The 24,557-nt window shown below is 53.2% G+C and carries 23 protein-coding genes and 5 tRNA genes; 17 read left to right on the top strand and 11 right to left on the bottom strand.

Translation table 11 applies throughout. The features are described 5' to 3' along the window. Nucleotides 1-2 precede the first annotated feature (2 nt). From IM700_RS01895 to IM700_RS23335, 4 genes are all read right to left on the bottom strand, one after another. Complete coding sequence (locus IM700_RS01895) at nucleotides 3-1,052, bottom strand: ABC transporter ATP-binding protein (protein ID WP_193415519.1); 1,050 nt, start codon at nucleotides 1,050-1,052, stop codon at nucleotides 3-5. 100 nt (nucleotides 1,053-1,152) lie between these two features. Next, nucleotides 1,153-2,325 carry an ABC transporter permease gene (locus IM700_RS01900; protein ID WP_193415518.1) on the bottom strand — a complete coding sequence of 391 codons (1,173 nt, stop codon included), beginning with the start codon at nucleotides 2,323-2,325 and terminating at the stop codon, nucleotides 1,153-1,155. Beyond that, a complete protein-coding gene (locus IM700_RS01905; RefSeq protein WP_193415517.1) occupies nucleotides 2,322-3,023 on the bottom strand; it encodes an ABC transporter ATP-binding protein in 702 nt (233 codons plus the stop codon). The genes IM700_RS01900 and IM700_RS01905 overlap by 4 nt, the downstream gene beginning before the upstream one ends. Next, the gene (locus IM700_RS23335; protein ID WP_193415516.1) at nucleotides 3,023-4,453 is read right to left on the bottom strand and encodes an efflux RND transporter periplasmic adaptor subunit; all 1,431 of its coding nucleotides are present in this window, start codon (nucleotides 4,451-4,453) and stop codon (nucleotides 3,023-3,025) included. The genes IM700_RS01905 and IM700_RS23335 overlap by 1 nt, the downstream gene beginning before the upstream one ends. 236 nt (nucleotides 4,454-4,689) lie before the next feature. Between IM700_RS23335 and IM700_RS01915 the strand changes: the two genes are divergently transcribed. Beyond that, entirely contained in the window at nucleotides 4,690-5,046 is a 357-nt protein-coding gene (locus tag IM700_RS01915; RefSeq protein ID WP_155606481.1) for a DUF4190 domain-containing protein, read from the top strand. Between the two features lie 148 nt (nucleotides 5,047-5,194). Continuing rightward, nucleotides 5,195-7,429 (top strand): Tex family protein, encoded by a 2,235-nt coding sequence (locus IM700_RS01920; RefSeq protein ID WP_239483492.1) that lies wholly within the window; start codon nucleotides 5,195-5,197, stop codon nucleotides 7,427-7,429. An 80-nt stretch (nucleotides 7,430-7,509) separates the two neighbouring features. On the opposite strand, the gene IM700_RS01925 is transcribed toward IM700_RS01920, so the two are convergent. Then, nucleotides 7,510-8,193 (bottom strand): Crp/Fnr family transcriptional regulator, encoded by a 684-nt coding sequence (locus IM700_RS01925; RefSeq protein WP_155606483.1) that lies wholly within the window; start codon nucleotides 8,191-8,193, stop codon nucleotides 7,510-7,512. 240 nt (nucleotides 8,194-8,433) lie between these two features. On the opposite strand from IM700_RS01925, the gene IM700_RS01930 reads away from it, so the two are divergent. The 4 genes from IM700_RS01930 (at nucleotide 8,434) to IM700_RS01945 (ending at nucleotide 14,865) form a co-directional block, all read left to right on the top strand. After that, the gene (locus IM700_RS01930) at nucleotides 8,434-9,588 is read left to right on the top strand and encodes an HD-GYP domain-containing protein (protein WP_193415515.1); all 1,155 of its coding nucleotides are present in this window, start codon (nucleotides 8,434-8,436) and stop codon (nucleotides 9,586-9,588) included. A gap of 154 nt (nucleotides 9,589-9,742) precedes the next feature. Beyond that, the gene (locus tag IM700_RS01935; RefSeq protein ID WP_193415514.1) at nucleotides 9,743-11,521 is read left to right on the top strand and encodes a CHASE2 domain-containing protein; all 1,779 of its coding nucleotides are present in this window, start codon (nucleotides 9,743-9,745) and stop codon (nucleotides 11,519-11,521) included. Beyond that, nucleotides 11,518-13,341: a FecR family protein gene (locus IM700_RS01940; protein WP_193415513.1), complete on the top strand. Its 1,824-nt coding sequence runs from the start codon at nucleotides 11,518-11,520 to the stop codon at nucleotides 13,339-13,341. The genes IM700_RS01935 and IM700_RS01940 overlap by 4 nt, the downstream gene beginning before the upstream one ends. A 42-nt stretch (nucleotides 13,342-13,383) precedes the next feature. After that, entirely contained in the window at nucleotides 13,384-14,865 is a 1,482-nt protein-coding gene (locus tag IM700_RS01945) for a stalk domain-containing protein (protein WP_193415512.1), read from the top strand. A 98-nt stretch (nucleotides 14,866-14,963) separates the two neighbouring features. Here IM700_RS01945 and cmpA read toward each other — a convergent pair whose 3' ends face one another. After that, a complete protein-coding gene (cmpA, locus tag IM700_RS01950; RefSeq protein ID WP_193415511.1) occupies nucleotides 14,964-15,104 on the bottom strand; it encodes a cortex morphogenetic protein CmpA in 141 nt (46 codons plus the stop codon). 927 nt (nucleotides 15,105-16,031) lie between these two features. Further along, the gene (locus IM700_RS01955) at nucleotides 16,032-16,382 is read right to left on the bottom strand and encodes a hydrolase/acyltransferase (protein ID WP_193415510.1); all 351 of its coding nucleotides are present in this window, start codon (nucleotides 16,380-16,382) and stop codon (nucleotides 16,032-16,034) included. Nucleotides 16,383-16,502: 120 nt separating this feature from the next. Between IM700_RS01955 and IM700_RS01960 the strand changes: the two genes are divergently transcribed. Next, nucleotides 16,503-16,973 (top strand): SprT family protein, encoded by a 471-nt coding sequence (locus tag IM700_RS01960; protein WP_155606486.1) that lies wholly within the window; start codon nucleotides 16,503-16,505, stop codon nucleotides 16,971-16,973. 238 nt (nucleotides 16,974-17,211) lie between these two features. Here the strand turns inward: IM700_RS01960 and IM700_RS01965 are convergent, their stop codons facing one another. Together IM700_RS01965 and IM700_RS01970 are read right to left on the bottom strand one after the other, a co-directional pair. Beyond that, the gene (locus IM700_RS01965; RefSeq protein ID WP_193415509.1) at nucleotides 17,212-17,769 is read right to left on the bottom strand and encodes a winged helix-turn-helix domain-containing protein; all 558 of its coding nucleotides are present in this window, start codon (nucleotides 17,767-17,769) and stop codon (nucleotides 17,212-17,214) included. 90 nt (nucleotides 17,770-17,859) lie between these two features. Continuing rightward, nucleotides 17,860-19,131, bottom strand: coding sequence for an MFS transporter (locus IM700_RS01970; RefSeq protein ID WP_193415508.1), 1,272 nt, complete (start codon nucleotides 19,129-19,131; stop codon nucleotides 17,860-17,862). A 242-nt stretch (nucleotides 19,132-19,373) separates the two neighbouring features. On the opposite strand from IM700_RS01970, the gene IM700_RS01975 reads away from it, so the two are divergent. The 4 genes from IM700_RS01975 (at nucleotide 19,374) to IM700_RS01990 (ending at nucleotide 19,921) form a co-directional block, all read left to right on the top strand. Then, nucleotides 19,374-19,449, top strand: a tRNA-Asn gene (locus IM700_RS01975). 10 nt (nucleotides 19,450-19,459) lie between these two features. After that, nucleotides 19,460-19,548 (top strand) — tRNA-Ser (locus tag IM700_RS01980). 186 nt (nucleotides 19,549-19,734) lie between these two features. After that, nucleotides 19,735-19,809, top strand: a tRNA-Glu gene (locus tag IM700_RS01985). Nucleotides 19,810-19,838: 29 nt separating this feature from the next. Beyond that, a tRNA-Leu gene (locus IM700_RS01990) sits at nucleotides 19,839-19,921 on the top strand. Between the two features lie 67 nt (nucleotides 19,922-19,988). Here IM700_RS01990 and IM700_RS01995 read toward each other — a convergent pair. After that, nucleotides 19,989-20,840, bottom strand: coding sequence for an HAD family hydrolase (locus tag IM700_RS01995; RefSeq protein WP_193415507.1), 852 nt, complete (start codon nucleotides 20,838-20,840; stop codon nucleotides 19,989-19,991). Between the two features lie 93 nt (nucleotides 20,841-20,933). Between IM700_RS01995 and IM700_RS02000 the strand changes: the two genes are divergently transcribed. Further along, a complete protein-coding gene (locus tag IM700_RS02000; RefSeq protein WP_336244866.1) occupies nucleotides 20,934-21,254 on the top strand; it encodes an AzlD domain-containing protein in 321 nt (106 codons plus the stop codon). 29 nt (nucleotides 21,255-21,283) lie between these two features. Further along, on the top strand, nucleotides 21,284-22,048 hold the full coding sequence (locus IM700_RS02005) for an AzlC family ABC transporter permease (RefSeq protein WP_239483493.1): 765 nt from the start codon (nucleotides 21,284-21,286) through the stop codon (nucleotides 22,046-22,048). Nucleotides 22,049-22,059: 11 nt separating this feature from the next. Here the strand turns inward: IM700_RS02005 and IM700_RS02010 are convergent, their stop codons facing one another. Next, nucleotides 22,060-22,692 carry a PAS domain-containing protein gene (locus IM700_RS02010; protein ID WP_193415506.1) on the bottom strand — a complete coding sequence of 211 codons (633 nt, stop codon included), beginning with the start codon at nucleotides 22,690-22,692 and terminating at the stop codon, nucleotides 22,060-22,062. Between the two features lie 178 nt (nucleotides 22,693-22,870). On the opposite strand from IM700_RS02010, the gene IM700_RS02015 reads away from it, so the two are divergent. From IM700_RS02015 to IM700_RS02030, 4 genes are all read left to right on the top strand, one after another. Then, the gene (locus tag IM700_RS02015; RefSeq protein WP_193415505.1) at nucleotides 22,871-23,260 is read left to right on the top strand and encodes a helix-turn-helix domain-containing protein; all 390 of its coding nucleotides are present in this window, start codon (nucleotides 22,871-22,873) and stop codon (nucleotides 23,258-23,260) included. A gap of 59 nt (nucleotides 23,261-23,319) precedes the next feature. Then, nucleotides 23,320-23,402: transfer RNA gene (locus IM700_RS02020), tRNA-Leu, on the top strand. A 252-nt stretch (nucleotides 23,403-23,654) separates the two neighbouring features. Beyond that, the gene (locus IM700_RS02025) at nucleotides 23,655-23,933 is read left to right on the top strand and encodes a hypothetical protein (protein WP_155606492.1); all 279 of its coding nucleotides are present in this window, start codon (nucleotides 23,655-23,657) and stop codon (nucleotides 23,931-23,933) included. 105 nt (nucleotides 23,934-24,038) lie between these two features. After that, complete coding sequence (locus IM700_RS02030; RefSeq protein WP_193415504.1) at nucleotides 24,039-24,464, top strand: thiol-disulfide oxidoreductase DCC family protein; 426 nt, start codon at nucleotides 24,039-24,041, stop codon at nucleotides 24,462-24,464. The last annotated feature ends 93 nt before the right edge of the window (nucleotides 24,465-24,557 follow it).

Raw genomic sequence — 24,557 nt, forward strand, 5'->3', positions numbered from 1 at the left:
TATTAAGCACTTCCCTTCCCAGCTGCGGCCAACTCCGCCGCATCCAGCTGTCCATCATAAACGCGGCGGATGATTTCTTCGATACTGGGCTCATCGATGCGAAAATCGATAACCTCCGCATGGCTCATGACCCGTTTGACGATATCGCTGGCCGTGCTGCGAAAACGGTTAAAACGGATCGATAATGAAAACGCAGCCTCCGAGCCGTCGTTTGTCCGTTTAACGCTTACTTCCGGCAAGTCCCGAAACAAGCTCTCCGCATCCGACAAAGGCGAGCTTAATTGGATATGTAGGGTACGCTCCTGGGCAAATGCGTCTTTCACTTCTTGCAATTTGCCGTCGTATATGATTCTGCCCTGATCAATGATGACCAGACGCTCGCATAAATCCTCAATATCGCCGAGGTCATGTGTGGTCAGAAGGATCGTAGTTCCTTTCTCCCGGTTCATCTCTTTGATAAAATCACGAATCCGATGCTTCACCGCAACATCGAGCCCGATCGTCGGCTCGTCGAGGTAGACGATCTTCGGATCATGCAGCAGGGCGGCGGCCAAATCGGCACGCATCCTTTGCCCAAGCGACAGCTTGCGGGCCGATAGGTGAAGATAGTCCTCCATCCCAAGCAGTTCCGTAAAAGCATCCATATTTTTCTTGAACACCGTAGTCGGAACCTGATAGATATCTCTCAGCAATGCCAGCGATTCCCGGACCGGGATGTCCCACCAAAGCTGCGTTCGCTGGCCAAAGACCGCCCCGATCCGTTGGGCATTCTCCATCCTTTGCTTGTAGGGGACCAGCCCGTCAACCGTGATCTCGCCGTCGGAAGGAACGAGCACGCCGCTGAGCATTTTGATCGTTGTCGATTTTCCCGCGCCGTTAGGGCCGACGTAAGCAACGCTCTCCCCTTCCTCGATGCTCAGATCGATCCCTTCAACGGCACATTTATCCTTGTACCGTTGGGTAAACAAATGCTTCACCGCACCAGACAGTCCTGGGTCTTTGACCGCCTGCCGGAACACTTTCCGCAGTCCTCTTGTCTCAATTAAACTCAATGTTTTCTCTTCCTTCCCCCTCGAATTCTATTTTAATATATAGCATAATTTCCTTACTTTTCTAACCTAAAATATTGTATTCTTTCGCTATTTTCTTCGCTTATTCGGTGCGCAACGCGTAAATCGGGCGAAGCTTGGCCGCCTTGTTGGCCGGAATCATCCCGAAGACGACGCCGATGAACAAGGAGAAGCCAAAAGCGATGAGGACGATCGGAAAGGAGACGGTTGTCGTCAATGCTGAGTAGTGTCCAATCAATGCGCAGGCGCCGTAGCCCAACGCGATTCCGATTAAACCGCCGAAGCCGCTGAGCGCCGTCGATTCGACCATGAACTGCATCAAGATGTCGCGTTTCTTGGCGCCGATCGCTTTGCGTACGCCAATTTCTCGTGTACGCTCGCTTACAGACACAAGCATGATATTCATGATCCCGATGCCGCCGACAAGCAGTGAGATGCCGGCGATGCCGCCGAGAGCCAGTGACAGCATCTGGGTCGTCGAGTTCAACGTATCAAGCATTTCTTGAGAGTTAAAGATGCTGTAGGCGTTGTCGGCGTTCTGGAACTTCTTGTCCAAGTCAGCTTCCAGCGAGGTTTTGACCGTATCGATTTCCTTGGTGTCCTGCACCTGGACCGTAATCGAACGCACGCCGCGGCTTTGCAGAAAGCGCTCCGCCGTGGCGATCGGAATCAACAGCTTATTGTCGTTGGATGCGGTCAAGCTCGAGCCCTTCGACTCCAGCAAACCAACGATGATGAAGCGGCTCCCGTTAAGCTGAATCGTTTGTCCGACCGGGTTGTCGGTACCGAAGTAAGTGCTGGCGGCTTCCGTGCCGATCAATGCCACCTTCATGCGGAATTCGTTGTCCATGTCGATGATGTAACGACCGGCTTGGACGTGGAAATCCTGAACCTCCTCGTAGGAAGGGGCAATGCCCTCAATCGATAGGGTATCGTTGGTTGTCCCTTTCTTGGCGGTGACGGAGCCGCTGATCACGGGCGATACGGCTTTCACTCCATCGAGGTCTCCCAAAGCCATCGCCTCCTCGAAAGAGAGCGAGGTTGCGCTGCCCCGGCCCATGATATTTACCGTGAGCAGATCGGTTCCCAGACCTTCAAGCTGATCGGTAATTTGCGACGTCGTGCCTTGCCCCACAGAGACGAGCGTAATCACGGAAGAGACGCCGATGATGATGCCAAGCATGGTGAGAAAAGAACGGATCTTAGCGCCTGCGATGCTCTTCCAGGCCATTTTGATGCTTTGCAGCAGGTTCATGCCGGGTTCCCCCGATCTTCGACGATCCGTCCATCCTGAATCCGAATGAGCCGTTTGGCTTGCTCGGCGATGGAGAGGTCATGGGTGATGATGATGATCGTATGGCCCAGCGCGTTCAGTTCCTTCATTTTATCCATCACCTCGACGCCGGTTTTGCTGTCGAGCGCCCCGGTCGGTTCATCCGCAAGAAGCATCGGCGGCGCGCCGGCGATCGCTCGGGCGATCGCCACCCGCTGTTGCTGCCCGCCCGACAATTCGGACGGGCGGTGGTGCATCCGGTCGTCCAAGCCGACGAGACGGAGCGACTCCTCGACGGATCTTTTCCGCTCCTTATGCGGAACATTGCGGTAGATTAACGGGAGCTCGACATTTTCGTAGGCGGTTAATTTGGGCAGCAGATTAAACTGCTGAAAAATGAACCCGATCTTCTCGTTGCGAATCGTCGCCAGCTTATTGTCGGATAGCTTGCGAACGTCCTGTCCGTCGAGCAGATAAGTGCCTTCGTTCGCTACGTCCAGGCAGCCCAGCATGTTCATCAGCGTGGATTTGCCGGAGCCGGACGGACCGATAATGGCCACGAATTCGCCGTGCCCGACCTGGAAGCTGATTTCGCTTAACACAGTCATCATTTCACCGGCCATGCGATAACCATGTCCAAGGTTCTGCACGTCAATCAGCGGGGGATGTGCTAGGGCCATTATCTGCCACCTCCGCCGCCAAATCCACCTCCGCCGCCGGTGGGGGCAGACCCGCCTCCGCCGGGCACCGCACCTCCGCCGAACCCAGCGCCGCTACCGCCGCTAAATCCACTTTCTCCACCAAATCCGCCCTGGATTCTTGTCTGCTGCTGCTGGTTGGCGGAACCGGAGGAGTTGCTGATCACCGTAGGAATGATGACCTCCTGGCCTTCAGTTAATCCGCTGACGATTTCGATTAACGTTTCGTTATGCGCGCCGACCTCTACGACTTGCATGCGACCTCCCATGCCACCGGTCCCCCCGGCGGCTCCGTTTGCTCCGGTGCCCCGGCCCTGTCGGTTCGCCGGGGCCTCCGAGGCACCGCTGCTTCGGGTGCCGGAACCGGTTTGCGGCGGCGTTCCTTCGGCGTCCAGTGCGGCCCCGGGCTGGCCCGTCCGACCGGCGCCGGTCGCACCCTCGGCCGGGTTCGCCACACCCGCGGCTGCGCTCTCTGTGCCGGCTTCGGTTCCCGCCAACAAGACTACGTACCGGCCGCCCCGCTGCTGAACCGCCTCGATCGGCAGGGTCAAAACGTCCTGTTTTTCCTCGGTGATAATCGTCGCTTCCGCCGACATGCCTACCCGCACGCCCTCGGAATCGTTTAGTGCAATCGTGACGTCAAATAACGATACGCCGCCTGAGGCAGTCCCTTCGTCGGCGATGTCGGAGACAGTGCCTTCAAAGGTCTGATCCGGAAGGGCATCGACCTGTACGGTCGCCTTCATCCCCTCCTTGACGCTAGGGATATCCAGTTCATCGACTTGAATCTTGACGCTCAGCTTCAGGTAATCGTTAATGACGAATAGTTCGGCACCGGTTTTGGCCTGTTCGCCAGCCGTGATATTGACAGCCGTGACGGTGCCGTCGATCGGCGAGGTTAACGGGTCAGGGGGCACCATATCCTCCTTCTGCTTGGCAATCTCCGTTTCGGTGTTGCCGATGTTCAGCTCCTGTTTGGTGATCGACTTTTTCGTGGCGTTCAGCGTCTGTTCATCGGCTCCTTCCTGCACCTGACGCTTAAACTGCTCCTGCAAATCGACTAGGTCCAATTGTTGCGACTCCAAGGAGGATTGCTGCGCTTTGAGGTTATCGGAGTTATCGGTGCCTTCAAACGTAAGCAGCACCTGTCCTTTTTTTACGATATCTCCCGCCTTTACGCGAACCTCACTGACTTTGCCTTCGTCTTTCGTGCGGACGCTTTCGCTCTCCGTAGAGACGGTAGAACCCGAACCGGAGACGCTGACCGTAATGTCGCCTTTGCTGACCCGCGTCGTATTCTGAACGGGTGTCGCTGCTTGCTTCGGTTTGTTCGGAATCGTTAAGATCAAAATCAGGGCGATCGCGATAATGCCCCCGGCTCCAATCCCGATCCATAACCACTTCTTCTTCAATCGAATCCCTCCAACCTATGTATTCCGCCAACAAGCGTCGGGGCTTGTACGGCCCTTTACACTCAACAAGTCGAACCTATTTTAAGGGATGAAGATGAGGCCAACCTGAAGTCTAGCTGAAAGTTTTCTGAATGGATTTTTGATAAAGCCGGGGTTTGCGAAAAAATATATCATGGCGTCATCTGCTACGATCAAGTACAATAAATGTAACATTTTCCGGGGAGGAACCTTTTTTCATGGATCAACGTCCGTCTGAAACGCCTTATTCCTATTCCACCTTCAGTCAGTATCCGCCGTCGGCACCGCCGGCGCCGGCAAAAACGAACGGAAAGTCGATCGTGTCGCTGGTGTTGGGCATTTTATCGATCGTCATTCCTTATGTAGGCTTTATTCTGGGGATCGTCGCTATTGTATTCTCCAGCCTGTCGTTCAAAGAGATCAAACGCACGGGCGAGCAGGGCAAGGGACTTAGTGTCGCCGGCCTCGTTTGCGGCATCGTTGGCACGGTGTTGTACGGCATCATTATCGTGATCGCGATCATCGCGGTTCTGGTATATGCCACAACGTTTGATTCGACGTACAGCACGTTTTAAATTGCCCGAAAATAAGCACCGCTGCCTTAAGGCGCGGTGTTTCTTTGTTTTTCCCCGGAGGTGATCGCCCGGACACGCTGGAAAAGGCGTGCAAAGTTTGTGATAATAGAAACAATCGCAATTTTTTGAATGAAAGAGGGATTCTGCCATGGCGCAAACGGAGACGAACGGAACAGCGGTACAAGGTACGGCCGACACGGGGGAACAGGAGCGGATCATCGTTCAAATCGCCAAGGAGCTGGGATTATCGCTGAAGCAGGTACGAACGACGATCGGGCTATTGGACGAAGGCAACACGATTCCGTTTATCGCTCGTTACCGGAAAGAAATGACCGGAGAACTCGACGAGAACCAGCTACGCGACATCGAGGAGCGGACGCAATATCTCCGCAATCTAGAGGAGCGGAAACGGGAAGTCATTCGAATCATCGACGAGCAGGGGAAACTGACGGACGAGTTGGCGGCGGCTATCGGGAAGGCGGTAAAGCTGCAGGAAGTGGAGGACTTGTATCGACCATACCGTCAAAAGCGGAAAACCCGGGCGAGCGTGGCTAAGGAGAAAGGGCTGGAGCCGCTGGCGGAATGGCTGTTGTCGCAGCCGAAGCAGGGCGATCCGTTGGGGGAAGCGGCGAAGTTCACGGCGGCTGCCGGGATCGAAAACGGCGTGGATACGGCCGAGGAGGCGCTGCAAGGCGCGATGGATATCGTGGCCGAACAAGTGGCAGACGAAGCCGTCATTCGGGCTTGGGTCCGCAAATATACGATGGATCACGGGCTGATGGTGTCCGAGGCGAAGACGCCGGAAGAGGAATCCGTCTACGAGATGTATTACAACTACCGGGAGGCCGCGAAAAAAATGCCGTCCCACCGCATCCTCGCCATGAACCGCGGCGAGCGGGAGAACGTGCTGAAGGTGTCGCTGGAAGTGGACGCCGAAGCGATTTGCCGCTACATCGCCGGCCAGGTCATCCGCGGGCGTTCCGCGACGGAGGACGTGCTGCGCGCGGTGATCGACGATGCTTATAAACGCCTGATCGCCCCGTCGATCGAGCGGGAGGTGCGCGGCGAGCTGACGGAGAAAGCCGAAGCCCAGGCGATATCGATCTTCGCCGGCAATCTGCGCAGCTTGCTGCTGCAGCCGCCGGTTCGAGGTAAGAACGTGCTTGGCGTTGACCCGGCCTACCGGACCGGCTGTAAGCTCGCCGTTGTCGACGACACCGGCAAACTGCTGGAGGTGGCGGTCACTTACCCGACGCCGCCGAACAACAAGAAACGGGAGGCGGCGGCCAAGTTCCATGAGCTGATCGACAAATACGGCGTCGAGCTGATCGTGATTGGCAACGGCACCGCTTCGCGGGAGACCGAACAGTTCGTTGCCGAGGTCATCGCCGAACGCAAGGGCAAGGACCGTGAGCTGGCGTACCTGATCGTCAACGAAGCGGGGGCGAGCGTCTATTCCGCCTCCAAGCTGGCGCAGGAGGAATTTCCGGATCTGGACGTCGCGGAGCGGAGCGCGGCTTCCATCGCGCGGCGGCTACAAGATCCGCTGGCAGAGCTGGTCAAGATTGAGCCGAAGGCGATTGGTGTTGGGCAATACCAACATGACGTCTCCCAGAAGCATCTTGACGAAAGCTTGAAGAACGTCGTGGAATCGGCTGTAAACCACGTCGGCGTGGACGTGAATACCGCTTCCCCGGCGCTCTTGTCCTACGTGTCCGGCGTTAACGCGACTACGGCGAAGAACATTGTTAAATTCCGCGAAGAGAACGGGCGTTTCAAGAGCCGCAAACAGCTGCAGAAGGTGCCGCGGCTCGGCGCCAAAACGTTCGAGCAGTGCGTTGGCTTCCTGCGGATTGACGGAGGGGAGCATCCGCTCGATAAGACGCCGATTCACCCGGAATCTTATGACGTGGTGACCCGACTGTTTGCGGAGCTGGGCGTTTCTTTGAATCAGCTAGGCTCCAAGGAGCTGAATGAGAAGCTGGCTGGGCTGGATCCCGGCGAGCTGGCGCCTCGCCTCGAGGTTGGCGTACCAACGCTGCGCGACATTCTCGAAAGCCTGCAGCGCCCAGGACGCGATCCACGCGAGGAGCTGCCGCTGCCGATCTTCCGTACCGACGTGCTGAAGATCGAGGACTTGGTCCCGGGCATGGAGCTGCAAGGAACCGTACGTAATGTCATCGATTTTGGTGCTTTCGTTGATATCGGGATCAAAAACGATGGGCTTGTGCATATCTCCCAGTTGAGCAACGGGTACGTAAAGCATCCGATGGATGTCGTTTCCGTCGGCGACAATGTGACCGTTTGGGTGCTGAACGTGGATATCAAGAAGGGGCGGGTTGGTTTGACGATGCGAGGCCCTGCCGAAGTGAAGGCACAGTAATGTAAGGTAGTAAAAAAAGAGAGCCGAAGCCGCGAAATGTTTCGCGGCTTCGGCTCTTTTTTGCGATACGTTCCCAAGCTCTAGAGTCCGGCGGATTGCCGGAGCTTGTCCGGCGCGAGGACGAGGATCATTTTCTTGTCAACCCGGATCAGTTCGCTGTACTGCAGATCCAGCATCACCTTGGTCACCGTTTCGCGTACGGTGCCGGACATGTCGGCAAGCTGCTGGTGCGTTAGCTTAAAGGCAATGAGAATGCCGTCCGACTTCGGTGTGCCGTGCTGCTCCATCAAGCGCAGCAGCGTTCGCACAATCCGGGTACGGGCATCCAGCAACGTCAAGTCCATAATCAACTCATTCGCCTTCCGCAGGCGTCCGAGCGTCGTCTCCAGGATTTTTAAGGAAATCAGCGGGTTTTGCTGCAGCAAGCCGATGAAATCCCGCCGTTTCAACACATAAAGGAGCGATTTCTCAATCGTCCGCGCCGAAGCGGATCGCAACTGCACGCTCTCCAGCAATGCCATCTCCCCAAAGAAATCCCCTTCACTCAACACCGATAAGATAATTTCCCGATTCTCGTCGTTTCGATAAATATGGATGAGGCCGGATTGGATCAGGTACAGCTCGTCCCCTTCCTCCTCTTCCCAAAAAATCGTAGTCCCTTTATCGTATTCCCGAGTGATGAACAGCGGCGCCATTTTGGCAAGATCCACGGGATCCAAATGCTCGAAATACGGAAAACGTCGGATGAGTTCGAAATCGTTCATCAGCTTGCCTCCTTTGGTCAAAAATGGCGTCGGACCGAAAGACCCATTTCTTGCAGCAGGGTTTCGGGATCGAAACACGAAAAACAGTGACTTTTTTCATATTTTGTAGCTTGGGCTACAAAATTTTGGATTTTATCCTGATAAAGTAGTCCCTAAGCATTACATTCGCGATGATTCGACAGTTTTCCTTCCATCTCGAAATATCGGATCGGAGAAGGTAGAAATATAGGGGGTTGGAGTATGAAATCGATACGTGTGGAGTTGTTGAAGCCGGGCGACGTTCTGGGAAGAGCCGTACTGAGCCGTACGGGCTTATCGATACTGGAGGAAGGCACGATGTTTACGGAGGCTTACATTAAGCGGATTAAGGAGCTTGGCATTACCTCGGTTTTTGTGCGGGAGGTTCCGGGGCAGGCAAGGACTGAATTTGAGGGAAATCATTTCATCTCGTTGTCAGGTGGGGCCGCTGCATTAGCTGCGGATGCAATGGACGGCACGGACGTCCCGGATCCGCGGGTTCGAAAACAAGCGATGGAGGAATTGGTGGCGTTAACGTTACCGGAAAATATAGAGGGCCGGCTTTCGACGCCCTTGATCGAGGAACGATTCAAGCGGTTGTTTCGCGGCATGATCTGCGATATTTCCTCGCATGCCAAGCTGATCGACCAACTGGCGTTGATGCTTCAATGCGATCGGCGGCTCTTTGATCATTCATTGAATGTGGCGAAGCTGACCGCCATGCTGGGGGTTTCCCGCCAGTTCGATAACGCCAGGCTGCTGGACCTGACGGTGGGGGGGCTCTTGTTCGATATCGGCATGACTCGCATGCCGCGATCATTAATCCGCGCAAAACGGAGACTGTCTCAGGAAGAGCGGAAGACGCTGGAGAACCATGCAATCGAAGGCTATCGTATCATGATGGCGCTTGACGGGGTTTCGACCGAATCGGCTAAATGCGCCTTGCTGCACCACGAGCGTTACGACGGCAGCGGATACCCTGTCCGGATGTCGGGTGGAGAAATCCCCGAAATGGCGCAGATGGTGGCGATGGCCGACGTCTTTGATGCTTTGACCTCGCCGCGATATCATCGGCAGGCCTATACGGAAAACGAGGCGATCGAGTTTTTGTTCGGGGCCGGGGGTCGGTATTTCGATGCAGAGCTCGTCAAGCAATTCGTCAAGCATATTTCCTTGTTCCCGGTCTCTACGCTCATCAAGCTGAGCAATGGTCAGATCGCGGAGGTTGCGTCCAATGCCAATGGCTTCGCACATCGCCCGGTTGTACGCATCCTTCGGGAGGCGGACGGTACCCGAGTACGCTCCCCGTATGAACTGGACTTATCGATGAAGCGGGATGTCGTCGTGCTGCATTCTTGCGAAGAATTGCATTCCTAATCGCATTACCGAGCCAGCGAACCGGATTCGCTGGCTTTCCATTTCCGGGCAGGCTTGAAGATCGGAGGAGATTTATCCAAAAAAATCGAAGACTAGGACAAAAGTTGTGTTATTCTTAAATTGGAATCATGACAATCAATCGGGAAGTGAATGTGTGAGGCGCAGATTGTTTACCGTTTGGGGCGTGCTGATCGGCATCGCCTTGTTTCTAGTTTATCGGGGATACCCAAGCAGTTTGGATTCATGGGTAGAGGACCGGGTTTACCAGAGGCAGGGATTCGCCGACTCGAGAATCGTCCTGATCGGTATTGATGATGAAAGTATACGCTCACTTGGACAATGGCCTTGGCCGCGTAGCGTTCATGCCGAGCTGTTGGATCGAATATCGTCCGGACATCCGGCCGTTGTCGCGTTTGACTTGACCTTTCAGGTGCCGTCTTCGTCACCTGGCGAAGATGCGGCGTGGGTTGAGGCGGTTTCGAAGGCTGGAAATGTTGTTCTGCCTACCTATGGCACCTTTCCGCCTTTTCAGAAGCGGGGGGTGGTCCAGGCTTTGACGCTAGCTGACCCGTTTGACGCTTTGCGTGAGGCAGCCGCTGCCGTAGGACATATTAATGTGATGGCCGATCAGGATCAGATCGTACGTCGTTCCCTGCTTCGTTTCGAGTATAAAGGCCGAGCGGTTAACCATATGGCGTGGGAGATTTACCGGTTGTATGCCACGCATGTGCAGGATCGAAATCCGTCCGGAGGAATGAGACCCCTCGAATCGCCGCCAGTAGACGAATTCGGGCGGTTTGTCGTCCCGTTTACCGGCATTCCTGGACAATATGAGATGTTTTCCTATGCCTCCGTGTTGCGAGGTGATATCCCCGCCGATTATTTTGCTGACAAGATCGTGATGATCGGGCCGTATACAGCTTCCCTCCAAGACAACTACGTCACTCCTCTGGATCATCATACCCCTATGTACGGCGTGGAGATTCACGCCAATATCGTACAAGCCCTGTTAGAGAACAACGAGAAGAAAACGGTGGAATGGCATTGGAATGCATTGCTGCTGCTTGTCATGGGTGCCGCTGCCTATGTTTTCTTTCGTCTGGTACATCCCGTTTATTCACTGCTGATGCTTGCCGTATTGACTGCCCTGTTGCTTGCTGGCGGGAGATGGCTTTATGACAAAGGTCTGCTGATTTCCATCGGTTATCCGCTGATATTCCTGGGTGCATTCTATTTAGCGGCGCTATTGTTGCGCTATTTTTACGAATGGACGGAGCGGCGGAGAGTGACCGAGATTTTTGGACGATATGTGGCCCCGCAAGTGGTCAACCAGATTTTATCGGCCGGAAGGGATGGCTTAAAGCTTGGGGGTGTCCGTCGCACGTTGACGGTGATGTTCGTTGACATCCGTGGATTTACGTCCTTATCCGAGTCATCAGAACCGGAGGAGATCGTTTCGGTCGTCAACGAGTATCTGGATTTGGCAGCACGCTGCATATTTAGGTACGAAGGAACGTTGGACAAGTTTATCGGGGATGCTGCAATGGCCATATTTAATGCGCCGCTGGAACAAGAGGATCATGCCTTCAAAGCCGTACAGGCGGCATTAGCAATCCAGAACGGTGCAGCGAAGCTGGAAAGCAAGTGGAAAGCGAGGCTGAATCGTGAGATTTCGTTTGGCATAGGCATCCATACAGGGCCGGCGGTATTTGGGAACATCGGTTCGCGGAAACGGATGGATTATACTGCAATCGGAGATACGGTGAACACGGCGGCACGGTTGGAAAGTCGGGCTAAGCCGGGACGGATTTTGCTCAGCGAGGCCGTTTATGTGCAGATTGAAGGAAGAGTGGCCGTCTCAAGATCCGGCTTCTATCAACTCAAAGGTAAAGAGCAGGAAATTGTGGCTTACGAAGTGGAGGGTTTACTTTGAAATTCATCAGGATCGTGCTGTCTCTGGTGCTGGCAGTGACGCTGCTATCGCCGGGGGCGGCGATGGCAAAGGACACGAAGAAGATGGGAAAAATTCTGGACGTCTCCGGCAGTGCCGTGGTGAACAAGGGCGGCGAGAAGAAGTTCAAGGCCGTGAAAAATATGGCTGTAACCGAGGGCGACGTACTGCTCACCGGCGAGGAAGGACGCGTTGAGCTGGAGTTGGACAGCGACAAGCTGGTATACATTGGACCGGATACGAAGCTGATGATTCATGAATTGGTGAAAAGCGCCAAGGCGATGGAGGGAAAGACGAGCTTATCTCTTCAAAAGGGCAGCGTATTGATCAAAGTGAAGAAGAAGCTGACCGAAGATTCACGTTTTGAAATCAAAACGCCAACCACCGTGATGGGCGTAATGGGTACAGAGTTTATCGTCGGATATGCACAGGCACAGACCTACGTTGGCGTCCTAGAAGGCCGTGTTGCGGTAAGAAGAGCAATCTTGGCAGAGGCGACTGCCGAGGTCACGGTTCGCCCTGGGGAGCAGCTTCGGCGGACGGCTGATGGCACCGGAGCGGTCGAAGCGCTTGATTGGGGAGATCTTCCGCTGTTTGTTTTGGAGCAGCATTATGAAGATCTGAAATCAGCCGGGGGGACCTTGCCCGAGGTGCTGGAATTGTTGCAGCGAACCATCGAACGGAAAACGGAAGAGGAGCTCAGCGACCGGCAGGGCGGGGGAACTGCAGCTACTGCGGTCATTCGGTTTGAAGATGAAGGTGTTGGCTCACCGGGATCATTGACTCCCTCCGGTAATTCGAGCGGTGGGCATGACCCAGCTCCAACTAACCCCACGGTCATTTCCGTGCCGCAATTTGAACAGGATCCGGAACGGCGCATCGATGTTAGCATCGTGTTGAAGCTGTACGGAGATCGGATTACGAGGGTGATGCGGGCCGACACAGAAACGGACCTGGTGGAAGGCGCAGATTACGTGGTGGCGGCGGGATCCAATTCCGATCAGACGGTATTGGTTATCCGGGCTTCTTATATGCAGGGCATTGAGGACGGGATCGAATCTTTGGGGCTGAAGCTGTTTTTTGCCTCTGGGTTTCATCTGCCGATGATTGAGCTGCATGCCCGCTTGCCTCAACCGCCAGAGGTGGATATGGAACGGATAGGGAATGAGCCTTACTCCTTGGTTTGGGATTTGTCCACCCTCTCCATCCCGTTTACGATGCCAATCGAATTTAATACGGGGGCTGGGGCGCCTGATCCGGTAGAATCGGCGATTACATTAACTAATGCGGTAGCCTACGATCCGGATCATCCTCGTCCAATTGATGCATCCGGCTTGAGTATCGAAGGAAACCGTCTGATCATTAAGCTGGATGGATTCCTCGAGCTTAAATCGGAGATCACCTTCTATATTCAGGATGGATTACTCCGTAACCCGAATACCGGTGATTTGCAGCAGCTTATCGAGCTCTCATCCGAGGTGAAACCGCATGCGGACCGCGAACAAGTGACCTACATCAAATCGCAGCCCGGGGATCTCGTCTGGCTCGTAAACGGCCTCGGAGATGCGTTTGGACCGGACGACGATTATGATACGGTGCTGTCCGATCCGATGGGCGCGCAACCACAAATCTTGATGCCGCTACAGGACTTCAGCGCGGAGAATGAGGGTTCGCAGCTGCGGTTCACGTTGAGACAAGCTTTCTTGAATACGTTGGATCCGGGAGAGTATCTTCTTCAGATCCCATTTGAGTATCTGGATGTCTTGGATCATGCGGTAATCAAGATTACGGTTGAGAATTAAAGATATGGATTGTTTGCAAGTTAGATCGGGAGGAGGTTAGACATGTTAATGAAGGCCGTGCGATTCAGTGTTCGAACTGCGTTGTTGAGCGCGGGGCTCTTGATTGGGTTGTCTGGTAGTGTATTAAGCCCCATCCCGGTAGGGTGGGCGCTGGCTTCTAGCGTTACGGATAAGATGATTGAGCCGACGGGCCTTGCCTTTGCTTCCGATGGAACGCTGCTGGCCGCCGACGCGGGTGCCAAACGGATTTTGGCATGGGAAGGAACCGCTTGGACAGCCTACACCGGTTTGGCGACGGAGACGGAGAATGGAGGGTACCGGGATGGTTCGATTGGCCAAGCCTTGTTTGAACGTCCAGCCTTTCTCATCAGTGACAACCGAGGTACCGTTTATGTCAGCGATCCAGACAATCAGGTCATCCGCAAAGTCAAAAACGGCACAGTATATACTTTTGCCGGAACCGGCGAAGCGGGGTATCGTGACGGAGCAGCGAAGGAAGCGCAATTTCACAATCCGACAGGAATCGCGCTGGATGGGGAAGGAAATCTATACGTGGCGGATACGCTTAATCACGTGATACGCCGAATTGCTCCGGACGGTACGGTGAGTACGTGGGCTGGGCAACCAGGGGAGAAGGGCGGCTATACGAACGGAGACCGTTCGTCGACCCGGTTTAACGAGCCGGTTGGACTGGCCTGGGGAGATAACGGGCTATATGTCGCCGACAGCGGCAACCAGGTCATCCGCCATATTCGGGCGGAGGGGGTGGTGACCTATGCCGGGGTCCCGGGGCAGCCCGATCGCGACACCGGTTACTTGAGCGGCGGCTATCGCAACGGTGAACGGGAGCAGGCCCGGTTTAACCATCCGACGGGATTGGCCTATGGGGATGGGGTCCTCTATGTGGCCGATCGACTGAACCATCGAATACGCGCCATTACGCCTACCGGACGTGTAGTAACATTGGATTTCGGCAAAGCAGAGGCGTTAATCCCAGTAACCGGCAACTTGACTGAGCAACCCGCAGGATCTTTGACGACAGGAAGGCTTGCGCAGCCTTACGGGCTCACCTATCGCTCCGGAGATCTTTACATGAGTGATGCCATCGGCGGTGTGGTTCGGAAGATTCAGGTAAGTGCAGATGCGCTGCCCGTACTGCGCAGCGGCGTTGATTTGCTGGATACCGTCGATCTAGAGCCCGCCCGGGACCAGCTTCAGGTATGGTTTGACGGCCAGCTTGTCCGATTTTCAGGAGCTGCGCAACCTATCACTCGACAGGAGCACATCTATTTACCGGTGCGGGAGCTGTTTGAAGCGTGGGGCGCACAGGTGACGTGGTCTGAAGATCGGGAGGAGCTCTCTCTTAAAAAAGGGACGTGGCAAGTGGCGTTTTCAGCCCGGCAGTCAGGTGTGCTGCGGATCGGCGGGAAGTTCTACGTGGAGTCCCGGTTTTTAATCGATGCGTTCGATTATCTCGTCGTTTGGGACGAGGAGTTTCATGCGCTGGTGATTGGCAGTGACTAAAGCGGAATTCAAATCTAACATATAACGAGAATACGGGGCTGTTCCAAAGTTGGCGTTCATGCCGCGGTGGAGCCGCCCCTTGTGTTTTGGATCAGCCGTTATTGCATCGGGTTGGTGTTGTCAGTGTGGGTATTTCGGCGACTGTAGTAAAAAAACCAACAATCGTTGAGCAGACGAATCTGACGACGATCTCTCTTGTTAAAGGCACGCATGATCTGATTGCTGAGCCAGTTCGGCAAGCGTATCCCCTCCTCCGGTAACCCATTGGTATGGTTAGGGTATGGGGCATTCCCCCAATCCGTGCAAGTCCCCCATAAAACGGAAACTAAAATTCCGGCGTTTGATCACGAAGCGGGAATCGGAGGAGCGGATTCGGCGTCGAATCTTGCGCTCACCCTCGAAGTGCGGTGCTCATGTAGGCTCCACCTACACTGCGCTCCTCCTTCTTCGGGTTTACGCAACCTTCTCGGTGCTGAAAAGCCCGCATTTTAGTCTTCATTGAAACGGAAACTAAAATTCCAGCTTTTGATCACGAAGGGGAATCGGAGGAGCGGATTCGGCGTCGAATCTTGAATTCAGCCGGGCCCTCCGCTGCTCACGTAGGTTATACCTACGCTGCGCTGCTCAGTCCCTAGCTTCATTCAACCTTCTCGGTGCTGAAAAGCCTGCATTTTAGTCTTCATTGAAACGGAAACTAAGATTCCGGCGTTTGATCACGAAGGGGAATCGGAGGAGCGTATTCGGCGTCGAATCATGAATTCAGTCGGGCCCTCCGCTGCTCACGCGACTCTAACGGAACTCAGAGACGCTATTTGCCCGAAACGGGGCATGCTCCGATTCTAACGGAACGAGGAGACCTTATTTACGGCAAAAGCAGAGAAATGGCTGCCCAATTGGTTGAATAAGGTCATTCCGTTCCGTTACAGCGGGAAATCGTCGGGAAATGAGCGAATAAGGTCTCTACGTTCCGTTAGAGCGACGTAGGCTCGCGAGGAGTAACGTTGCCTCATCGGGACGACGTTAGATCTACGAGGAGCAAAGCTACACCATCGGGGATGGGGATGCCGGAATCTCACAACATAAATAGCCGGCTGAACGGCCCTCATCGCAATGAGCAGCTAGTCCAGTCGGCTTGGGTTGGATCTATTAAGCGGTACGAAACGAATCTACGCGCCTTCTTCCTCGTACCATTGCTCGAGCTGAGCCTGGAGGGCGCGGATTTCGGTGAGCAGCGAGATCAGGGGGTAGTTTTCCTCGCGGATTGCGGAAAAAGCGGACTCCAGTCCGTTGATATAATCCAGACCGCTCGTGGTCTGCAACGATTCCTGCAGGAGATCGAGCTGGTCGCATTCGGCAATTGCACGCGGCAGCGACGGAATCTCAGAGGCCGTCAATTTATCGATTTCCTTGTTCAGCCGCAGATTCAAAGCGCTGAGCTGGTAGGCATAGTCGCGGGGCATTTCTACGAAAACTAGATCCGGGCCTTGCTGCAAAATAACGTATCTCATTAGGGACATGCTTGCGATTCTCCTTTTCTATCCATCCTACTTGACAGTGTAGCGTAAGGAGAAGTTAAAATTCAAGTAATGAATCTAGCAGATTTCTAGCACTCACGACAACAGGAAGGGGAGAGGACGATGACGGATGAGCAGTTGCAAGCCTGGATCGAGCAAATCTCGCTGCGTTCCTTCGGCGTGCCTTTCCGGCACCAAGCCCGGTTTAACAGCCGGCTCCGAACGACAGGGGGCCGCTATTTTATGAAAAGCCATCATATCGAAATTAATCCCGCTCAGCTCGTCACCTACGGAGAGGAGGAAGTCGAGCGCATCATCAAGCATGAATTATGCCACTACCACCTGCATTTGGCGGGACGAGGGTATCAGCATCGCGACGCGGACTTTAAGGCCCTGCTTCAAAAAGTCGGCGGCAGCCGGTACTGCCATTCTTTACCCGGGAGCAAGCAACGGAAGGTCTTACCGCACCGCTACAAGCTGGTGTGCGCGGATTGCGGGATGGAGTATCTGCGGAAACGCCGCGTCGATCCGAACCGGTACCGCTGCGGGAAATGCGCCGGCCGACTGCGCCTATATACGTTATCCGGCGGCTAAGGATGTGTTATACTTAGATCAAACGACATAAGGAGTGATTGAAGATGGCTCAATCCCAAGCCAAGAAGCAGCGTCAAAAGCTCATCCGCGAAGGAAAACGCAGCCCGGAACTCAGCCGCAGCCCGTTTGCGTTTCAAGATCTGCGAACCCGAAAGACGAAAACGAAGCAGGAACAACTTCATCGGCAAAAATATAAGAACCACGCTTCCCCTTACGGAGACGATGGTTCTTTTTATTTTCAGTCCTCGGTTTCGCTGCTTTTTGCTATGGTCGTAAAAATTTCGTATTGCTTACTATCCTCGGTTGTTTTGGACTGGTGTTTTTTTAGAAACGCCGTGATCCACGCTTGAAATTCCTCAACTTCCTGCGGAGTCAAATACACGTGATCGTTGCTTAACTGCCCGGAAGACGTATCGGAGCGAGAGGATTTCAAAAAACGTTTCTTACTTTCGTCGTATAAATTGCTCAGCAGCTTCTCGGTTTCTGTTAAAGCGACCTGCTTGAGCGAATCGTCGAAGTAGCTCTTCTTAATATGAATGGCACCCTCAAAAGGTTCATAATATTTCGCGGTGATGCCATTAATAACCTTGGTGTCCACGAGCTGCAAGAGACCGATACTCTCTAGCTTTTTGGCATGATAATAGACTTTAGCCGGAACTTCGCCCATCGTATCCGCCACTTCCTTCATCGTCGCTGGACGATTCAATTGCTTGAATGTATCCAGGATTTGAAGACGATATGGGTCGGAATAGATCCGAATGTCCTCCAGCGTTTTCAATTCCTTCGCCTCGTTCACCTGTAAGCCCCCTACCCGAACATAAGACGGTTGACCGTCACTTATTTTAAGTATAGCTCGGGCCTATAAATTGCGCAAAGCATGATCGGATCAGATCTCCATGAAATTTCGCTGTTTCATCAACATAAAAACGGGAACCAGCAAGAGAATACCAAAACTCACATACAGCAGGTGGACTTGCACCCATTCCCCCAGGATACCGGCGAGGGCACTCCCCGCGGGTATCGCACAAGTACACACCATTCCGTAAAGCGCCCCCACGCGGCCAAGGAGCTCCTTCGGCACCGTTTCCATAAAATAGGTGGTAGAAGGCGTGCTGCATAACGAGACGGACAGACCTATCCCAAAGCTGAACAACGTGGCCATGGCCAGCGGTTGAATCGGTAGGACCGCAGGTAAGTACATCAGCGCATAATTGAGGCCAAGCAGCAGATATCCGGTTAAGATGAGCCGGCTTTTTTTATAGGCAGCACCTCTTTTGCCTATCCATAATCCGCTGACAATGGTTCCGCAGACCAAGCTAATCCCCATTAAGCTTAAGCCGACAGGGCCCGAACCTAAGATTTCATCCACGTAGACGACATTCAGCACGTTAAACGGCGATAAGCAGAAGTTAACGAAGGCCGCAGCCATGACGATGGTAATGAGCAGCTTATTGGATTTGAGATACAGCAACCCTGCTTTTAGTTCCTGAAAGAAGGAGCTTTTGCTTTCCGCGGCGTTATGATGAGGTTCAGGCGAAGTCTGTCGGGGCGCTCGGATCAGCAGGATGAAAGCAGCGGCGATGGTGAAAGTAAGCCCATCGATCAGGATGGCCGCGGAGATTCCAAAGCTTGCAATGATGCCGCCAACGGCCGCCATTCCCGCTAATTCAGCCGCCCGAGAGGCGGAGGTGCTAAAGGAATTGCCGCTTAGCAGTTTTTCCTTAGGCAGCAATTGGGGAACTAGGGCCAGTTCGGCAGGAGATGCGAAGCATTCCAGCGTTGAGGTGAGTAGCGTCAACACATAAAGATGCCATGGGACAAGCCAGCCTTGCCAATAGAGCAAAGCCGTGAAGCAAACGATCAGGCCGCGTCCCAGATAAGTAATGGCGACGACCTTTCGTTTGGACCAGCGGTCCACCAGCGTTCCTGCAAAAAAACTGAAGGCTATGTTCGGTATGAAATTGAGCGCAAACAAGGTACCCATCAACAGCTTGGAGCCGGTGAGCATGTATACCATCCAACTGTAAGCAATGGAATCGACGGAATCCCCAAATCGGGAAATCACACGGGCCAGCAGAAGATACATAAACGATTTGTAAACCGCCAGTCCTCTAAACCCGGGAAATGGTTGACTTTTGACCCGCACTTCTTGACTCATGAGCACCCGTCCTTTAAAAATAATCATACGTTAAAATTTATTTAACGTTATGTTTATTTTATTGAATTTCCAACAGAATGCAACCCTTTTTTTGCTTGGCTTGTCCTTGTGAGTTCCATTTGCGATTTCCCTTACACCTAAAAGGATTGGGGAAAGAAGGAAGGGGCTCGAAAGCGCTATGAATCTTGACTTTGCCGCGGAAGCGTGATAAATTAATTCATGTTCTCGTTATTTAAGACTGTTCCCCGATAGCTCAGTTGGTAGAGCACTCGACTGTTAATCGAGTTGTCACAGGTTCGAGTCCTGTTCGGGGAGCCATTTCATTCTTGGAGAGATACCCAAGTGGCTATAAGGGGACCCTCTGCTAAGGGGTTAGACTGCGTAAGCGGTGCGAGGGTTCGAATCCCTCTCTCTCCGTTGAGTATAATTGTGAATGTAGAAATCCCTCCGGAGATCCGGAGGGATTTCTGGCGATTAAGCCAATAGTAGATTAAAGAGAATGGCAGGATTTGCAAGCTTATGTCAATAATTTAAGGGTTGCAAGGTGCATCGCTTTTTGATATACTCATTTTTGTCGCTGCCTCAAAGCGACGGTTAGATTGTGGCCCGTTGGTCAAGGGGTTAAGACACCTCCCTTTCACGGAGGTAACAGGGGTTCGAATCCCCTACGGGTCACCATTCGATTTTAGGATTTTCAAATTGAATATGCGGTCGTGGTGGAATGGCAGACACGCTATCTTGAGGGGGTAGTGGGCGTACGCCCGTGGAGGTTCGAGTCCTCTCGACCGCATCCCAGTAAGAAAGAACCTTGCGGTTAGCAAGGTTCTTTCTTCATACCTGCAGCCGTGAGCAAGGGGCTAGATTTCGAGCAAGGATCGAATGGCGTAGGCGACCCCATGATCGTTATTGGATCGGGTGGTCATCGTGGACAGACGCTTGATCTCTTCCACCGCATTGCCCATCGCAATTTTGGTTCCTGCGGTTTCAAACATCGAGATGTCATTGTAGCTGTCTCCGATGACAACGGTATCGGACATGTCCACTCCCAACTGGCCTGCGAGGAATTGCAAGGCGCTTCCTTTATCGGTTTCCTTCGCGATAACCTCAACGATGTGGTTGGCAGAGGAAGTGGTATGCACCTGCGGTTGCTCGTTGAAATGCTCCGTAATTTCGTTCAGCCTGTCTGCGTTGAAGGTATAAACCAAGAGTTTATATATTGGACGGCCCTGCTCAAGCAATAGTAGCGGTTGGTCGATTCCCCGGAAACCAAATTGGACGAACTGGATTTTGGCGCTCTCCCAGAGCTGATCCCGATCGACCTCCGGATTCGCGCTAACGAGAATATCCATTTCAGCCAGCAGTTTCTGCTCGCCGTCGGAAGGCGAATAAATGGCTTCCGGGCAAAAGATTTCGAAATACACATTTTGTTTCAATAGATAACGAATGGCCTCCGCGGCAGCGCTTGGGTCAATTGGCGTTTCCCGCAGCAGCTTTCCTTTCGAGTCGAAAACTTCCGCTCCATTCGAAGCAATGATCGGGATCCACAGCTCTCCGGTTAAATGTCGGGCGTCAAAGCTAGCTCTCCCGGTGCAGAGCGTTACAGTATGGCCCTGGCTTACCGCATGCGAAATGGCGTCCAAGCCTTGGGGACTCGGGCGGCTGTCCGAGGTGAGCAATGTTCCGTCCAAATCCACGGCAATCAATTTCATGGTAGTTTCCTCCTAGCCCATCGTTGGGGGTGTTGTCTGTTTTTCTAGAGTATAGATTATGAAATGCATTTCAGGTCAAGGAGAGATCAAGACGTGGCAACCCAGCTTTGGATTATTATTCTGATTGGAGCAGGAACTTATTTATTGCGGGCAGGTTCTTTAGTATTAGGGAGCCGTGTCCGATGGTCTGAATCGACGAAAGAATGGTTGTCCTATGTGTCTCCTGCCGTGCTAGGCGCGCTGATTGGACCGCTTCTGCTGCTCAAAGACGGGAAGTGGATTCCGCTAGTGGATAATTCGATGCTGTTTGCAGCAATTCCTACGATGATTATTGCCTGGTGGTCACGACGGCTTCTATTAACCGTGGCTGCCGGCGTCTTGTTTTATGCCGGCTTTCTTACCTGGTTAGGGTAGATGGAAAAGTACCCATTAGAGGGAAGGGAATGGCGATCATGAACCGAATGAATCGGTCGTATCAAAGAGAAGAAATCCAACTGGCTTTGCGTGATGCGTTCCCGATCATGTTAGCTTATTTTCCGTTGTCCATGACTTACGGCGTGCTCGCTGCATCGGGAGGGTTACAGGGAGGAATCGCCGTGTTCAGCTCGGTGTGGATTTTCTCGGGAGGAGCTCAGTTTATGTTGCTAGGCATGTTCGCCTCGGCCGCAGCCCCCGTTACAATCATCACGACACTCCTCCTGTTAAGCATGCGTCATGTTCTGTATGGTGCGACGATGGGGCCTTATTTGGCGAATTGGCGGGAATCCGGGAAGTGGCTGGCGGCGATGGGTCTTACGGACGAAGGGTTTGCAGTGACTTCGAGCCGGGCAGCGCAAGGGGACATCATATCGCCTTCCTATTATATTACTTTCGCTATGGCCATTTATGGATCATGGGTGGCAGGTACAGCAGCGGGCACTGGGCTGGGCGGTTTTGTTACCGCAGAGCTGGCTGAGGTGTTAACTTTCGCGCTGCCGGCACTCTTCATCGCCCTGCTTGCCGGGGGGAAACGCACGCTGCCGTTTATGGCCGCCGCGGGATGCGGGGCAGTGCTCGCTACCTTGGCGGCGATACTCCAGCTTGGGGGTGTCGGCCTGATCGCCGGAGGCTTGGTCGGTGCTACGTTAGGGCAGCAGATCAGCCGAGTGAGAAAGGGGCGGATGAATCCCGCCCCGACCAAAGCCAAAGTAGAAAGAACGATACGTTAAGTGTGAGCAGGTTATTCCGACTGGGGCGGCAGATCCAGGATCGAAGAATATTTGGGGTATAGTGCTCGAATGCAATCCGGACAAATATCATGGGTAAATTCGGCGTGGGTATGCTTAATAAGGTAGGCTTCGATGGTGCTCCACATTTCGCTTTCGTCTTTAATTTTCTTGCATACGGCGCAAATCGGCAACAGCCCCCGGAGCGTTCGAATATGAGCCAAATCATGCTGCATTTGAATTTCCTGACGTTTCATTCGGGTGATGTCGGTGCAGGTGATCACGATTCCATGGGGAGGGGCGGATGCCTCTTCGGCATAAGGGGTCATTTCGGCAAGATACCATAGTTCCTCTTCGGTGGTTGGGGCCTTGAATTCAAAGGCAAATATCTTGGTATCCCCATTTAAAATACGCGAAAATTGCTCCATCAGCTGGCGGACGTTAAAATAAGTAAGATGATGGGGGCCATGCTGAAAAAACTGAAATAGATTCAAACCGGGCCGCCCCCATTCGGGAGCAACGCCAAGTTGAGAGGCTCGATTGGCCCAGGTCCGATTGACGGAGACGATCGTTCCGTTAGGGTCTAGGATCGCAACGCTTTGATTTAACGAATGATAGGGTTCTTTCCAACGCGGGTTCTCTTTCACGGCGGGTGCGCTCCTGTCATGAAATAAGGGCAGTCTTCCGACCTATTAAGTACTTGTCGGCCCTGTGTTAAGATATAGGCGTATGTTAGCCTCATGGAATAGTATCGCGGTATCTTACTCTATTATATACGCATATGCGTCGTTCTACAACGAAAAAAATAACTTAATTGCGTCATTAATGCTTGTTAGGAAGGTTGGAGAGAAGTTGTCGATTTACGAACGTATCGAATTGCTGATCAAAAACGCCGGTATGACTAAAAAAGCCTTTTGTCTAGAACTTGGGATCAGTACAGGAAATCTCGGGGACTGGAAGCGCGGCAAGTCCACGCCGAGTACGAATAAATTGATTGAAATCGCCGCGTTTTTTGATGTCAGCCTGGACTGGCTCATGACCGGAAGAGAGAAACAGGCCGAATTGGTGCAAGACCAAAGAACGGAATATGTCTCCATCGAAAAAGATTGGAATTTGTTTGCGAGCTCATTGACTGAATCAGAGCGGGCTTTCGTGCGGGAGTACATCGAGTTTACCCGTTACCGGAGGCTGAAGGCCGGGCGGAGGGACAAATAATTCCACTTTACTTTTCATGACTACGAAGATATAATAATTCATGTTCGTCTTTTAGAATCGCGGTCGTGGTGGAATGGCAGACACGCTATCTTGAGGGGGTAGTGGGCGTACGCCCGTGGAGGTTCGAGTCCTCTCGACCGCATCATTGAAGCCGATAAAGAACTTCTCGGAAACTCCGGGAGGTTCTTTTTTGGTTATGCAAAGTTGTTTTTCGTAGTCTGGGTGTATGGGGCGGGGAAGATTTGCACATTCTAATAGACATCTTGCACAATATGCGCCGGATCAGGCCGTTTGGGCGGGTTTTCAAGTTGACATGCTGATAAAAATTATTTAATATGACTAAGTACTAAAAGAGCTTCGCTCTGGAAAGAAATTTGATAATATGGGTGATAACATGTCCTACAGACCGAATGTTGTAAATGTAACCAAGGCCGGCAGCAACGATAAGGACGGGTTGTATGAGTTTATCGTGAATATGGCCGACGGTACGGCGTGCCGCGTGTTTTACCACCGTAATCCCGAATGGCGGTTAACCAACGTCAGCAGGCTGCAAAAGACACCTTGCCCGGTCTGCCGTAAAGACTTCATTTGCCAATGCATGGAGAAATTTTCGGGTGAAATTAACCGTCAAATGGTAGAAGGACAGTGGCTCGACAAGCTTTCGTCCAAGTAATCGCTTTTGCCATCTGGCGACGGCAAGCACGGGATATTTCCCGTGCTTTTTTCTTATATATCATTTAGGAGCAGTGTCGAAGCCGCAAGGAGAGGGGGCTAGAGCGTGTCTGAGGGGCCAAATGAATGGAAAGGGCACGTCATCTTATTCGATGGGGTTTGTCATTTATGCCAAGGAGCCGTCAAGTTTATCATCAAGCGTGACCCGGTAGGGCGATTCCGCTTTGCTTCCTTGCAATCGCCGGCCGGCAGCCGGTTGCTGAAAGCAGCGGGGGCACGTGAGGAAGCGCTGGACAGCGTCGTTTTGATTGAACACGGGACTCCCTATACCCGCTCGGCGGCGGCACTGCGTATAGCCAGAGGTTTACGGTATCCCTGGCCGCTGCTATATGTGCTGATCATCGTCCCGCGAGGCCTTCGGGATGCGGCGTATCAATTCGTCGCGAAGCATCGTTACCGCTGGTTTGGGAAGGACGAGGCCTGCCTGGTTCCGACCCGTGAGCTGAAGGAGCGGTTTTTGGAGGACGGGTAGAGGCGTTGAATCTATAAAAAAAATCTTGTCTGCGATCCATATTTGTGATATTCTTACTGTAAATTTAAGGAATACGGGAACGGTAGCACCGTC

This window comes from Paenibacillus rhizolycopersici (genome assembly GCF_014947195.2).
Classification (GTDB): Bacteria; Bacillota; Bacilli; order Paenibacillales; family Paenibacillaceae; genus Fontibacillus; species Fontibacillus rhizolycopersici.